This window comes from Xanthomonas sp. F1, from assembly GCF_014199855.1.
This window is the reverse complement of the sequence record NZ_JACHOK010000012.1, coordinates 56,568-70,007: the sequence shown is the minus strand read 5'-3', so window position 1 is coordinate 70,007 and position 13,440 is coordinate 56,568. Positions and strand designations below refer to the sequence as shown.

General features: G+C 67.6%; 14 protein-coding genes. 7 read left to right on the top strand and 7 right to left on the bottom strand.

Annotation, left to right across the window (positions count from 1 at the left end):
• Position 1: 1 nt before the first annotated feature.
• The gene (locus GGR71_RS19290; protein ID WP_160961884.1) at positions 2-595 is read right to left on the bottom strand and encodes a TetR/AcrR family transcriptional regulator; all 594 of its coding nucleotides are present in this window, start codon (positions 593-595) and stop codon (positions 2-4) included.
• 419 nt (positions 596-1,014) lie between these two features.
• Here GGR71_RS19290 and GGR71_RS19285 point away from each other — a divergent pair, with 419 nt between their 5' ends.
• Positions 1,015-1,170, top strand: a complete 156-nt coding sequence (locus GGR71_RS19285) for a hypothetical protein (RefSeq protein WP_017910105.1) — start codon at positions 1,015-1,017, stop codon at positions 1,168-1,170.
• Between the two features lie 41 nt (positions 1,171-1,211).
• Here the strand turns inward: GGR71_RS19285 and GGR71_RS19280 are convergent, their stop codons facing one another.
• Entirely contained in the window at positions 1,212-1,451 is a 240-nt protein-coding gene (locus GGR71_RS19280) for a DUF1653 domain-containing protein (protein WP_160961882.1), read from the bottom strand.
• A gap of 193 nt (positions 1,452-1,644) precedes the next feature.
• Between GGR71_RS19280 and GGR71_RS19275 the strand changes: the two genes are divergently transcribed.
• The 4 genes from GGR71_RS19275 (at position 1,645) to GGR71_RS19260 (ending at position 6,286) form a co-directional block, all read left to right on the top strand.
• Entirely contained in the window at positions 1,645-2,115 is a 471-nt protein-coding gene (locus GGR71_RS19275; RefSeq protein ID WP_237474432.1) for a hypothetical protein, read from the top strand.
• A 106-nt stretch (positions 2,116-2,221) separates the two neighbouring features.
• Complete coding sequence (locus tag GGR71_RS19270) at positions 2,222-3,025, top strand: YiiX/YebB-like N1pC/P60 family cysteine hydrolase (protein WP_160961879.1); 804 nt, start codon at positions 2,222-2,224, stop codon at positions 3,023-3,025.
• 138 nt (positions 3,026-3,163) lie between these two features.
• A complete protein-coding gene (locus GGR71_RS19265; protein WP_237474438.1) occupies positions 3,164-5,425 on the top strand; it encodes a methyl-accepting chemotaxis protein in 2,262 nt (753 codons plus the stop codon).
• A gap of 219 nt (positions 5,426-5,644) precedes the next feature.
• On the top strand, positions 5,645-6,286 hold the full coding sequence (locus tag GGR71_RS19260) for a DUF6766 family protein (protein WP_160961875.1): 642 nt from the start codon (positions 5,645-5,647) through the stop codon (positions 6,284-6,286).
• A 452-nt stretch (positions 6,287-6,738) separates the two neighbouring features.
• On the opposite strand, the gene GGR71_RS19255 is transcribed toward GGR71_RS19260, so the two are convergent.
• From GGR71_RS19255 to fabR, 5 genes are all read right to left on the bottom strand, one after another.
• A complete protein-coding gene (locus GGR71_RS19255) occupies positions 6,739-7,641 on the bottom strand; it encodes a manganese catalase family protein (RefSeq protein WP_160961873.1) in 903 nt (300 codons plus the stop codon).
• A 121-nt stretch (positions 7,642-7,762) separates the two neighbouring features.
• Positions 7,763-8,269 carry a YciE/YciF ferroxidase family protein gene (locus GGR71_RS19250; RefSeq protein WP_160961871.1) on the bottom strand — a complete coding sequence of 169 codons (507 nt, stop codon included), beginning with the start codon at positions 8,267-8,269 and terminating at the stop codon, positions 7,763-7,765.
• 69 nt (positions 8,270-8,338) lie between these two features.
• Positions 8,339-8,851, bottom strand: coding sequence for a ferritin-like domain-containing protein (locus tag GGR71_RS19245; protein ID WP_160961869.1), 513 nt, complete (start codon positions 8,849-8,851; stop codon positions 8,339-8,341).
• A 467-nt stretch (positions 8,852-9,318) separates the two neighbouring features.
• Entirely contained in the window at positions 9,319-10,185 is an 867-nt protein-coding gene (locus tag GGR71_RS19240; protein WP_160961867.1) for an SDR family oxidoreductase, read from the bottom strand.
• A 146-nt stretch (positions 10,186-10,331) separates the two neighbouring features.
• Positions 10,332-10,976 (bottom strand): HTH-type transcriptional repressor FabR, encoded by a 645-nt coding sequence (gene fabR / locus GGR71_RS19235; RefSeq protein ID WP_160961864.1) that lies wholly within the window; start codon positions 10,974-10,976, stop codon positions 10,332-10,334.
• A 94-nt stretch (positions 10,977-11,070) separates the two neighbouring features.
• Here fabR and GGR71_RS19230 point away from each other — a divergent pair, with 94 nt between their 5' ends.
• Both GGR71_RS19230 and GGR71_RS19225 read left to right on the top strand, forming a co-directional pair.
• Entirely contained in the window at positions 11,071-12,147 is a 1,077-nt protein-coding gene (locus GGR71_RS19230; protein ID WP_160961862.1) for a ferredoxin reductase, read from the top strand.
• A gap of 10 nt (positions 12,148-12,157) precedes the next feature.
• The gene (locus GGR71_RS19225) at positions 12,158-13,282 is read left to right on the top strand and encodes a fatty acid desaturase family protein (RefSeq protein ID WP_160961860.1); all 1,125 of its coding nucleotides are present in this window, start codon (positions 12,158-12,160) and stop codon (positions 13,280-13,282) included.
• The last annotated feature ends 158 nt before the right edge of the window (positions 13,283-13,440 follow it).

Here is a 13,440-nt window from a genome sequence, read left to right as displayed (position 1 = left end):
GTCAGCGCGTGCGCAGGCTGTCGAGCAGCCGCTCTAGTGCGTCCAGCGCATCGGCCAGCCGCGCATGCAGGTCGGCGTCGGGCTCGGCGATCCAGAACGCCGCCTCGGTGATCGCGCCGTAGAGCATGCGTGCCATCACCCCGGCATGCAGCGGCGCCACCGTGCCGGCGGCGATCAAGGCTTCCAGCGCCGCCTGCAGCGCGGTGATGCCCACCGACTGCGCCGCCGGCGGCACGTCGCCGAACACGGCGCGCGCGTCCTGCAGGATGATCCGGCGGATCTCCGGCTCCAGCGCCAGTTCCAGATAGGTACGGCAGCGGCGGCGGAAGCCCTCCCACGGTGTGGGCGCGGCGTCGGACACCGCCTGCAGGCGCAGGCCGACCTCGGCCTCGATCTGCTCGATGACCGCGATCAGCAGGCCTTCCTTGCTGCCGAAGTGGTGGTAAAGCGCGCCGCGGGTGAGGCTGGCCTCGGCGGTCAACACGTCCATCGAGGTATGCGCGAAGCCGTGTGTGGCGAATGCCTGCCGTGCCGCGGCCAGCAGGCTGGCGCGGGTGGTCTCGATCATCTCGCGGCGGCTGCGGCGCTGGTGCATCGGGGGATCTCACTCACATACGCGGCGTACGTTATTTGCGTACAGGGCGTATGTCAATGTATCTCGATTGGATCTGGCCCACACCCGGCAGGTCTGGTGGCTCGCCAGCCGGTACACCAGTGCGTCTCGAAGACGTGCCCCCACGGGGGCATTCGCCACGAACGCCTCCGCCAGGCATCGCCGTCACCGACAGCGCGGTAGCCGCGGCATGTGGAGGCGTTGGGTGACAAACCCGAGCGATGCCCGGGCGTGTCGCGAGGGCCGTCGCCAGGGCCGCCGACGAGACGCGTCAGGGCAGATGCATCCGGTTGCCGTACGTACGCGAGGCACGCGTCGCGCCGACGTCGCTCACGCGCTAGCCAAGGCCTTCACTACGTGTGTGGTGTGGTGACCGCTGTGCAACCGAATTGGAATGTCGAATGGACACCACGCTGATGCCCTGGGTCGCCGGACTGTTCGTCCTGCTCATTGCCGCGATGCTGTATCTGGTGACGCGCGCCAAGAAGAACCGCAACCGTCCGGCGCAGGATCACGCCGCGACCAAGAGCGACGTGGACAGCGCGGCAAAGCGCTAGCGCGTCGGCTCAGGCGTGGCCGCGGCCATCGCCCGCATCGGTCAGGCGTCCGCGTCGAGCAGCGCGAAGCGCGGGCGCCGCACGCCGTCGACCTCCACCTGCTCGACGAACATCGGGTACGGCCGCACCCACATCGCGCCTTCGCCGTAGAGCGGCCGGTACAGCACCAGCGGTTCCAGCGTTTCGCTGCTGCGGACCACCCCCAGCACCTCGTACTCGCCGCCCCTGAAGTGGCGGTAGCGACCCAGGGCGATGGAGGGCAGCGGGCTGAGGTCGCGCATCGAGGCGTCCGTGTGGGGCGGGGAGCGGGAGTGTAGCCGCCTCGGGCATGCCGGGTCGGGAGGGCGCCTGCGTGCGCCGCAGCTCGGGAAGTGCTGTGTGGATCCCGGATCGCCACGTAGACGAAGGTGCCCTGCCTTTGCAGTGCAAGCAATGCTGGCAGACATGGGAGCGAGGGCGCCGATACCGTGACGGATGGCCCGAACGACCCGACAGGCGCCGCCCCCGCCGGCGCAGACATGGTGGCAAGGACTCTCGTTCAAGCGCACCGCCGCCGAGGTGTCGGCGGTGCTGGTGGTAATCGGCGCGACCTACGGCTTCGTGCAGTACGTGGAGGTCAAGCCGCTGCAGCGGCAGTTGGCCGAGGCGCAGGCCGGCGCCTGCGATGCCAAGGCCGCGGCCATGTCGGGGATGCTGAGCCTGCTGCCGGGCGAGAGCCGCACGCTCTTCGACGGCGCGCTGACCATCGCCAATCTCACGCCAGCGCAGGACGATGCCAGGGTGCGGCTGCGCATCGCACCGCTGGGCGCGGCTGTGGTCGACAAGCTGGAACCCGTGCCGGGAGACCGCTTCCTGGTGCAAGTGCCGGGCCGCGGTCGCTATGCGGTCTACCTGCGTTCCAGCAGCGCGCAGTTCGTGGAGCTGTCGATCCTGCGGCAACCGTGAGCCGTGCGCTGGCGCTGGCACGCCATTCAAGAAATCCCGTGCAAGGCCGCCATCCCTGTTAGCGAAGCCGTTTCGCCGAAGCGGCCGTCCCCCGGGGGGAACGCGCATGCTGTCCTTGCCACGTTTGCTGGGCCGCCACCTGGCCAAGTTCCTGTCCAAGCCGCGCCGCCACGGCTCGCAGCTGCCGACCAGCCCGCCGCACCTGCTGCGCGCCACGCTGCGCAAGGGCGACGTACTGCTGGTCGAGGGCAACAGCCGCTTCTCCACCGCCATCAAGTATCTGAGCCAGTCCACCTGGTCGCACGCGGCGCTGTACATCGGCGACCATGTGGCCGCGCTTCCCGGCGAGGAAGCGCCGCTGTTCTGCGATGTCGACATCAATGTCGGCGTGCGCTTGGTCGGGCTGAGCGAGTTCGCTGGCCTGCACACGCGCATCTGCCGCCCGGTCGGGTTGAGTGCGCAGGAGATCGAGACCGTGGTGGAGTACATGGTCTCGCGGGTCGGCAACAGCTACGACCTGAAGAACATCTTCGATCTGGCGCGCTATCTGATCCGCACGCCGCCGCTGCCGTCGTCGGTGAAGCGTCGCTTCCTGGAGTTGGGCAGTGGCGAGCCGACCCGGGCGATCTGCTCGACGCTGCTGGCACAGGCCTTCGGGGCGATCCGCTACCCGATCCTGCCGGAGATCGACCAGACGCCGCCGGTGGACAGCGAAGCCGTGGAAGACGCGGAGATCCTGTATCCGCGCCATCCCAGCCTGACGCTGCCGCGCGATTTCGACGTGTCGCCGTACTTCAACGTGGTCAAGCCGCGGCTGCAGCACGGCTTCGACTTCCATCGCCTGGTGTGGGAGCCGCACACCGCCGCGCCGCACGCAGACCCGACACCGCTGGATGCGGCGATGGCGTGACTGAAAACGTCTTCAGCGCGGAACTGTGTTGCCCGTTCATCTTGTTCAACCCGCGGCCGTTCAAGTTCGACTGCATGCGGGCCGATACCAGAGTCCGTTTTTAGGGTTTTTCCTGACACCATGACTCCCATCCAGTTCCTGCGCCGCCGTATCGCCAATCTGCCGATGGCACGCAAGTTCGTCGTGCTGTGCACGCTGATCGCGCTCGGCGTGATCCTGCTCGCGGTCGCTGCCGCACGCCTGCAGTATCTGAACCTGGTCGATGCGCGCAAGCAGACCGTCAAGACCCAGGTCGACATGGGCATGAGCGTCATTCAGCACTATGCCAACCTGGCCAAGCGCGGCGAGATGACCGAGGCGCAGGCACAGGCGGCGGCGAAGGGCGCGCTCGCCGACATGAGAACCAATGGCGGCGTGGATTACTTCTTCGTCATCAACCCGCAGATGCACGTCATCATGCATCCCAAGCGCCCGGTCGGCGCCGACATGAGCGACTACAAGAGCGACGCCGGGGAATACGTCTACCGCGACATCGTGAGCACGGTGCGTAGCGGCGACGGTTTCAGCTATTACACCGCGCCTAAGCCCGGCAAGTCGGTGCAGCTGCCGAAGATCAGCTATGGCGCGCTGTACCCGCAATGGAACTGGGTCCTGGCGATGGGCGTGTATGCCGAAGACATCCAGGCCGAGGCGATGGGCTTCACCAAGATCCTCGCCGTGATCGGCGGCGGCTTGGTGGTGCTGGTGGTGGGCCTGTGCTGGCTGATCGCCGGTGCCATCGTCACGCCGCTGCGCGGCGCGACGCGCACCGCCGAGGCGATCGCCTCCGGCCGTTTCGACAATCCGATCAAGGTGGAGTCGCGCGACGAAACCGGGCAGCTGATGGCCAGCATGCAGCAGATGCAGACCCAGTTGCAGCGCTTCAACGGCGAGATGCAGACCCTGGTGCGGCTGCAGCAGGGCGAGGACATCAGCCACCGCATGCCGGAAGACTTCCCGGGCGACTACGGCACGCTGGCGCATGGCATGAACACGGCGCTGTTCGAACACCTGGACGCCATCGTCGAGGCCATGGCGATCATGGACGAGTACGGCCGCGGCGACCTGCGCCGCGACATGCGCCGCCTGCCGGGGCAGCGCGCCGCGCTGCACGAGGCGCTGGACGTGGTCAAGACCAACCTGTCGGCGGTCAACGGCGACATCGCGCGCCTGGCCGATGCGGCCGCCCGCGGCGACTTCAGCGCGCGCGGCGACGAGGCGCGCTACGAGTTCGCGTTCAAGGAAATGGTGGAAGCGCTGAACCGGCTGATGCGCCAGGCCGACAGCGGCCTGGCCGACGTCGGCCGGATCATGGGCGCGATCGCCGATGGCGATCTGTCGCAGCGTGTTGACGTGCGCTACGAAGGCGCGTTCGGCAAGCTCGCCGATGCCGCCAACCGCACCGCCGAACAATTGACCGGCATTGTGCAGGGCATCCAGCGCGCGGTCGGCTCGATCAACACCGCCGCCAGCGAGATCGCCAGCGGCAACAGCGACCTGTCGGTGCGCACCGAGCAGCAGGCGGCCAGCCTGGAAGAAACCGCCGCCTCGATGGAGGAGCTGACTTCCACGGTCAAGCAGAACGCCGACAGCGCGCGCCAGGCCAACCAGCTGGTGCTGAGCACCGGCGAGGTGGCCGAGAACGGCGGCCGCGCGGTCGAGGAAGTGGTGACGACCATGGCCTCGATCAGTGCCGCGTCGGCGCGCATCGCCGACATCATCGGCGTGATCGACGGCATCGCCTTCCAGACCAACATTCTGGCGTTGAACGCGGCGGTGGAAGCCGCGCGCGCCGGCGAACAGGGCCGCGGCTTCGCGGTGGTGGCTTCGGAAGTGCGCTCGCTGGCGCAGCGCTCGGCCGCCGCGGCCAAGGAGATCAAGACCCTGATCTCCGACTCCGTGCAGGAAGTGGAGCAGGGCTCGACCCTGGTCAACCGCGCCGGCACCACCATGGCCGAGGTGGTCGCCTCGGTGAAGCGGGTCACCGACATCATGGCCGAGATCTCCGCGGCCAGCGCCGAACAGAGCGCGGGCATCGACCAGGTCAGCAAGACGGTGATGCAGCTGGACGAGAGCACGCAGCAGAACGCGGCGCTGGTGGAAGAAGCCAGCGCGGCGGCCAAGAGCATGGAAGACCAGGCAGCGGAACTGGCGCGTGCGGTGGCGGTGTTCCGCCTCGCCGGCGGCGCCGCCGTCAGCGCGGCACCGGCCCCCACGGCAAGGCCGCAGCCGGCCAGACCGGCGGTGCGTGCCGTCGCTGCCGCCAAGCCCAAGCCTGCGGCCTCCATGCGGCCGCCCGCGGCCAAGCCGCGCCCGATCCAGGGCGTGCCGGCGGACAGCGCGGAGTGGGAAGAGTTCTGAGCCAATGCGGCGTGGCGGCCTCGCTTTTGCAGGAGCGGCTTCAGCCGCGACGGCATTCCCGGTAACGCCCGTCGCGGCTGAAGCCGCTCCTACAGGTGGTGGCATCGCTCGGCAGCATAGGCGTGTGCGGCACCTTCTTCATCCATTCTTTGCCCATCGCTGCCTATGGTCGCAACGAGGGCGCGCCGGCATCGCGGCGCGTGGAGGAGAGCCGATTCCATGTTCTGGAAACGCAATAGCCTGTCGATCGTGTTGTTGGCGCTGAGCCTGCTGTTCATGGTCGGCCAGGCGCTCAGTGGTCACCAGGCCTACAACGAGGAACTGCGGCAGCAGGGGCTGGCGGCGCTGCCGATGTGGCAGTACCTGCACAGCGGGCATTTCATCGGCGCACTGTTCGAGAACTGGGAGAGCGAGTTCCTGCAGATGGGCATGTATGTGGTGCTGACGGTGAAGCTGCGCCAGTGGGGATCGGCCGAATCGCGACCGCTGTCGCCGGCGCAGGAAGACGACACTGTCGCGCCGGGCCCGGTGCCTTGGCCGGTGCGCGCCGGCGGCCTCTGGCTGGCGCTGTACGAGCGTTCGCTGGCGCTGGCCTTCGGCATCCTGTTCTTGCTCAGCTTCGTGCTGCATGCGCTGGGCAGCTGGCGTCACGAAGTGGCCGAGCAGGCGATGCAGCACCAGCCGCCACCATCCTTCTGGGAACACGTCAGCGGCGCGCAGTTCTGGTTCGAATCGATGCAGAACTGGCAAAGCGAGTTCCTGGCCGTGTTCGCGTTGGTGGTGTTGACCATCTGGCTGCGCCAGAAGGATTCCCCGCAATCCAAGCCGGTGCACGCGCCGCATCAGCAAACCGGCGATTGATCGCGGTGCTGCGCATGGCGTTGGCGGACATTTCGATTCACACGCCAGCGTCCAGGCACTTCGGCCCATCTACGCTAGCGTCGCGGCGTTGGTCTATTGCAGTGCCTGATGTGCCAAAGGTCTTTCCATGCACGGCAACGCCAGGTTCGCGGTCGATCCTGGGATGATCCGTGGCTGACCAGGCGTGGAGCAGGTGTGGCCGGTACCAAGGCCGTTCGGACGCACAGCGCGGAACGCGCCTAGGAACGCGCGGCGAGTGCGAGGAACCCGCGTTGACTAGCGCATGCGTCGCTTTGGGCCGCGGGCAAGGCGCGCAGCGGTCGAGAATGCGGCAAACCACTCTTCGCTGATCAAGCAGCTCCGCGCGGCCGCCGCGGCATCGCCAGATACGCACACGCCGCGATGCAACTGCACCGCGGCGTGTGGTCGGCTGGGTTGGGGAGGATGGAGCGCTAGCGCGCCACGCTGCCCTTGGTCGAGCCGGCACCCGGTCCGGCGCCGAGGTCGGCACCGGTGGTCGGGTCGCTGTCCGGTTGCGACAGTGTGCGCGCTGCCAGTGCCTGCACCGCACTCTGTTCCAGCTCGCTCAGCCCGACACTGGGGACGCCGCTGCCACCGTCCACCGCCACCTGACGATTGCGGTCGGCGATCGCTTCCCACTGGCTGCCGCTGTTCCAGGGTCCATGCATGTCGCCGTCGCCCTGCGACATGTCGTAGTAGCGGTCGGTGAAGGCCGGATCGCCCGGCAGCTTGCCCGGTGGGAAGTTCGGCTCGATCGAGTACAGCGCCTTCTCGAACGACTTCTGGTGCGCCACTTCGCGGGTCATCAGGAAAGTCAGCGCATCGACGATGCCGGGATCGTCGGTGACATTGATCAGGCGCTCGTAGACGATCTTGGCGCGCGCCTCGGCGGCGATGTTGGAGCGCAGGTCGGCGGTCGGCTCGCCGATGCTGTCCACGTAGGCCGCGCTCCACGGCACGCCACTGGAATTGACCAAGGCCGGGCCGCCGCCGTAGAGGATCTGCTGGGTCTGGCTGGTATTGTTGTTGAGGGTGAGGTTGCGCATGTCCTCGGCCTCGGCCATGCCTTCGGACATTACCGCTTTCGGGCCCTGGTTGAGCATGGCGATGATCGAACCGATGATCTCCAGGTGGCTGAGTTCCTCGGTGGCGATGTCGTACAACAGGTCCTTGCGGCCGGGGTCGACCTCGCCGATGGCCTGGGTGAAGTAGCGCATGGCCGCCGCGAGCTCGCCTTGCGGGCCGCCGAATTGCTCCAGCATCAGCGAGGCCAGCGCCGGATCGGGCTGGGCCACGCGCACCGTGTACATCAGTCGCTTGTTGTGCATGAACATGAGTTTCTCCTGGAGTACCGCCCGAACGTCGCGACGACGCAATGGCGCGACCGGCGGCCGCGCGTGGGGGTTGGGCGTCTGGGACGCCGCGACCCGCGTTGGCGGGCCGCGGCCGGGGCGGTCAGGCCGCCTTGCGCTTGCGCGCTGCTTCTTCGTTGCCGCCCTGTTCGGCGAGCAGGGTCAGCTTCTCGTCGGTGGACTTCTCTTCGTTGAGCGTTTCCAGCAGCAGGCTCAACGCATCGTCCATGCCCAGTTGCTTGGCCATGGCGGCAAGCGTGCCGTAGGAGGCGATCTCGTAATGCTCGACCTTCTGCGCGCCGCCGATCAACGCGGCATCGCGCACCGGACCGGCTTCGATCGACTCGATCACTTCCTTGCCTTCCTCCACCAGGCCTTCCATGGCGGCGCACTTGATCCGCTTCAGGCGCAGGTTGCCCTTTTCGACGATCTGGTCGATGCGGTCGATCTGGCCCTGGGTTTCTTCCAGGTGCGCTTCGAATGCAGCACGCAGCGCCGGGTTGGTGGAGGCGCGCGCCAGGCGCGGCAATGCCTTGGTGAGCTGCTTCTCGGCGCTGTAGATGTCCGACAGTTCGTGGATGAACAATTCGTCGATGGTCTTGACGGCCATGGGAGTCTCCGGTGATGGATGGTGGTGTTGCGGGGGAATGCGCGCGCGTCGTGTCGTGTGTGACGGCGCTCAGTGCTTGGCGGTTTCGCCTTCGGTGCGCTCGCGCTTCAGGAATGCCAGGATCGTGGCCTCCTGGTGCTCGATCAGCCATTCGGCCATGGCGATTTCCTGGTCGAGGATGGCGGCGCAGATGTCGGCGATCTCGGTCTGCCCGGCTTCCTTGGCGGCGATGACCAGCGAACGGTAGCTGGCGATCTCCATATGCTCGAACGCATAGCTCACGCCCAGGCTCTTGGCCACTTCGTCGCTCATCATCGAATTGCCGGCGGCATGCACCGAGGCTATGACGCTGGCGACCGTGCCCTTGATCGTGGGGATCGAGCCGTCGAGGATTTCGATGCAGCGCTTGACCTGCTCGGACTGATCGCGGGTTTCGTTCACGTGCTGCTCGATGCGCGCCTTCAGCTGCGGGTAGTGTTCCAGGCGGCCGGCGGTGGCAGTGAGCATGGTGTTGGCCTCCTGCTCCATCGCGTAGGCGTCCTGCAGCCACTTCAACAAGCGTTCGGTGTTGCTTCGGGTCATGGATATCGCTCCAGATGTTGTGCGCGACGCAACGTGCATCGCATCGCGCGTCCGTGTGTTTTTCCCCTGTGGGACTCACGCTAGCCCCGTCGCCGTTAGAGCGGTTGCAGCGCAAGGTGAATGCCATGCGATATGTGGCGTGAGGAGATGTGCACAGATGGCGATGCGTGCGATGCGCGAGTCGAATGGTGCTTAGATACGTGCTCTTGTAGGAGTGGCTTCAGCCGCGACAGGCATTCCCAGGAACGCCGGCCGCGGCTGAAGCCGCTCCTACGTGAGAGTGCGATCAATCCATGGCTTGCTGCCGGTGTGGCAGCAGGCAGTGCATCGCGTAGTGCGGTGCGTGCGTGTGGGGAACTGCCGCGGAGACAACTTGGGAAAGCCTCTCGCGGCTGAAGCCGCTCCTACGGCATTGCCAGCTCACGGTGCTTTTCCCATTCCCGATTCCCCACTCCCGAATCCCCGCGCTACAGCGTCACCGCTCCACCCGAAATCGTCAGCAGCGTGCCCGAGGTGTAGCTCGAGGTATCGGCGGCCAGCAGCACATACGCCGAGGCCAGTTCCGCCGGCTGGCCGGGGCGGCCGAACGGGGTCTGCTCGCCGAAGGTGCGCACCGATTCCTCGTCCATGCCGGTGGGGATGAACGGGGTCCAGATCGGACCAGGCAACACCGCATTGACCCGGATCTTCTTCTCGGCGAGCAGGCCGGCCAGGCCGATGGTCAGGTTGGCCAACGCGCCCTTGGTCGCCGAGTACGGCAGGATGTTCGGGGTGGGCTTCTTCGAGTTCACCGAGGCGGTGTTGATGATCGAACCGCCCTCGGGCATGTGCGGCAACGCGAGGCGCACCAGATGGAACGGCGCGTGCACGTTGGTGGCGAAGGTCTTCTCCCACTCGTCGAGGGTGATCTCGTCGAAACTGTGGAAATAGCGCTGGTAGGCCGCGTTGTTGACCAGCACGTCGAGGCCGCCGAAGGCCTCGGCCACCGTCCTGATCAAGGTCTCGGCCTGTGCGCGATCGCTGATGTCGCAGGGATGCAGCAGCACGCGCACGCCGGCGTCCTCGACCAGCGTGGCGATGCGCTCGGCATCGTCCTGCTCGTCGGGCAGATAGGCGATGGCGACATCGGCGCCCTCGCGGGCATAGGCGATCGCCACCGCCGCACCGATGCCGCTGTCGCCGCCGGTGATCAGGGTGCGCTTGCCCTGCAGCAGGCCGTGGCCGACATAGCTGTCTTCGCCATGGTCCGGTTTCGGATCCATGGCCTGGGTCTTGCCGGGGAAGGACTGCTGCTGTGCTTTGAACGGCGGCGACGGGTAGTTGGGAACGGCCATGTGCATGCCTCGTTGGGGGAGTGTCCAACGAGGGTGGGCAGGCGCAGGTAAAGCCAGGGCCAAGGCCATGTCGCCGGCATGTCACGATGCGGGCAAGCGCCCGTGCCGGTCACTGTCTGCGGTAGCGACGCCGTCGCGCCGCGAATTCAGCTGGCGGCGAGCGTACGCGCGCCGACAATGATCATGCGCAGCATCGCGGTGATCTGCCGGATCAGTTCCGGATCCTTTTCCGGCGGCAGGTCCATCGCGGTGGCGCCCATCGCGAACACCAGCCGGGTGATCGCCTTGGACACCAGCGCCGGTTCGTGCAGCGGCGCGCCTTCCAGCGCGGCCAGGCGGATCAGGTCCACCCGCAGTTCGTCCTCGAAATAATTCAGCTCGCGATCGACCGCGTGCTTGAACGCGTCCGAGCCGACCGTGCCCTCGCGTAACAGGACGTGCAGCAGCTTGTCGTCGGCGCGCAACTGTTCCATGAAAGTCTCCACGGAACTGAGGATGATGCTGCGGCGGTTGCCGGCGGCGCGCTGCCGCGCCTGGCCGATGATGGTGCGCAGCGAGCTGCCGGCCAGGTCGATCAGCGCTACCGCCAACTCGTCCATGTCGCGGAACTGGCGGTAGAAGCTGTTGGGGGCGATGCCGGCCTCGCGGGTGACCTCGCGCAGGCTCAGCGTGGACACGCTGCGGTGCGGCCCGATCAGCTTCAGCGCCGCCGCCAGCAGGTCCTCGCGCGAGATCGCGCCTTTGCGGACGCTCGGGATGTCCGTGGACGGAGGAGGGGAGATCGTCGTCATGGGCAGACCGTGCCAGGCAATGAGGGATGATACCGCCATTGCTGAATGCACAACTGTATAGACATCTGTATCTTCACCTGTATAGTGGACACCCATGAACGCTGCCCGCCGTCCCGCCAAGCCCCGCCCCGCCGCCCGCGCCCTGCGCGCCTGGGTCAAGCCGGACGTGTTCGATTTCTGGTCGACCCGGCTGCATCCGCTGTGGACCTGGCAGCGCCCGCGTGCGCGCCTGGTGCAGCGCGAGGCCGCCAGCAGCGATGCGGTGACCCTGGTGCTGCAGCCCAACCGCCACTGGCGCGGCCTGCGCGCCGGCCAGCACGTGGAGCTGGGGGTGGAGATCGACGGCCGCCGGCTGCTGCGCAGCTACAGCCCCACGCCCTTGCCGGGTGGGCGCCTGGCGATCACGGTCAAGACCGTGGACGGCGGCCGGGTCAGCCAGTATCTGGCCGGCGCCGCACGCATCGGCGAGGTGTTCGAACTCGGCCAGGCCTATGGCGAGATGGTGCTGCCGACCGCGCCGCACGGCCGCTGGCTGCTGCTGGCCGCCGGCAGCGGCATCACCCCGATGCGCGCGTTGCTGCGGCAACTGGCCGATGCCGGCATGCCGGCCGACGTCGACCTGCTGTACTGGGCGCGGCGCCACGACCAGGTCTGCTTCCGCGACGAACTGCAGGCGCTGGCTGCGGCGCATCCGCGCTTCCGCCTGCACCTGGCCATCACCGGCGAAGGCGAGACGCCGGCGCCGCGCGTGGACACGCTGCCGCTGGAATCCCTGGGCGACCTGGGGCAGGCGCAGGTGCTGGCCTGCGGCCCTGGCGGTTTCGTGCAGGCCGCGCGTGCGCGCCTGCAGCCTTGCGTGGCGCGCTTCCAGGCCGAAGCGTTCAGCCCGCCGCCGGCCCCGGCCGATGTCGAGCAGGGCACCGTGGCGGTGACCCTGGCGCGCAGCGGCCGCGTGCTGCAACTGCCGCGCGGCCAGTCTCTGCTCAGCGCGCTGGAGGCCGAAGGCCTGCGGCCCAAGCACGGCTGCCGCATGGGCATCTGCAACAGCTGCGCCTGCGGCAAGCAGGCCGGCGTTACCCGTGATCTGCTCAGCGGCGCGCACGCCGCCGAACCCGGTTCGCTGAAGCTATGCGTCAACAGCGCCAGCAGCGACCTGACCCTGGACCTCTGAGGACTTCCCCATGGCGGCTCCCCGCAACCGCGCACTCACCCCGGCCGAACTGCAGGCCTTCGGCGACGAACTGGATGCGCTGCGCACGCGCACCCTGGCCGACCTGGGCGCGCGCGATGCGCGCTACATCCGCCGCATCGTCGCCGCGGTGCGCTACACCGGCGTGGCCGGCCGTGCGCTGCTGTTCCTGGGCGCCTTCGTGCACAGCGTGCTGGTGCCGGCGTGGATCGCCGGCGTGCTGCTGCTGACCCTGTCCAAGATCCTGGAGAACATGGAACTGGGCCACAACGTGATGCACGGCCAGTACGACTGGATGGGCGATGCGCACCTGAACGGCAACACCTACGAGTGGGACATCGTCGCCACCGGCGACAACTGGCGCAAGACCCACAACTTCAAGCACCACACCTACACCAACGTGCGCGGCATGGACGACGACATCGGCTATGGCCTGTTGCGCATCTTCCCCGAGCAGCGCTGGCGCCCGTTCTACCTGGCGCAGCCGTTCATCGCGGTGGTGTTCGCGCTGCTGTTCGAATGGGGCGTGGCGATCCAGGACCTGCGCCTGGGCCGCTGGCTGGCCGGCAAGATGAAGCGCGGCGAATTGAAGCGTACGTTCCTGCCGGTCGGGCGCAAGATGGGCCGGCAGATCTTCAAGGACTACATCCTGTTCCCGGCGCTGGCCGGCCCGTTCTTCCTGCCGGTGCTGCTGGGCAACCTGACCGCCAACGTGCTGCGCAGCATCTGGACGTTCGTGATCATCTTCTGCGGCCACTTCACCGCCGATGCCGAGACCTTCCCCAAGGACTCGATCAAGAACGAGTCGCGCGGGCACTGGTACCTGCGGCAGTTGCGCGGTTCGTCCAACCTGGCCGGCGGCAAGCTGCTGAACGTGCTGTCGGGCAACCTCAGCCACCAGATCGAGCACCATTTCTTCCCGGACGTGCCGGCCAACCGCTACGCGGCGCTGGCGGTGCAGGTGCGCGAGATCTGCGCGCGCTACGGCCAGCACTACAACACCGGCTCGCTGCCCAAGCAGTTCGGCCAGGTGGTGTGGCGGATCCTGCGCCACGCCTTCCCGAGCCGGCCGCGCCCGGTGCGCGCGCTGCAGCCGGCGACGCAACAGGCCGGCTGAGCACGGCACGCAGACAGCAAGAAGGCGGGGGCAACCCCGCCTTTTTCGTTGGCTCGGCGCTGGCGTCACATGCACGTCTCGCTCACGGAAGGCGGTCGATCATCCTTAGCCGCCTGCAGACGCTGGCGGCGGTGCAGGCGTCTCCCATTGCGCGAGGG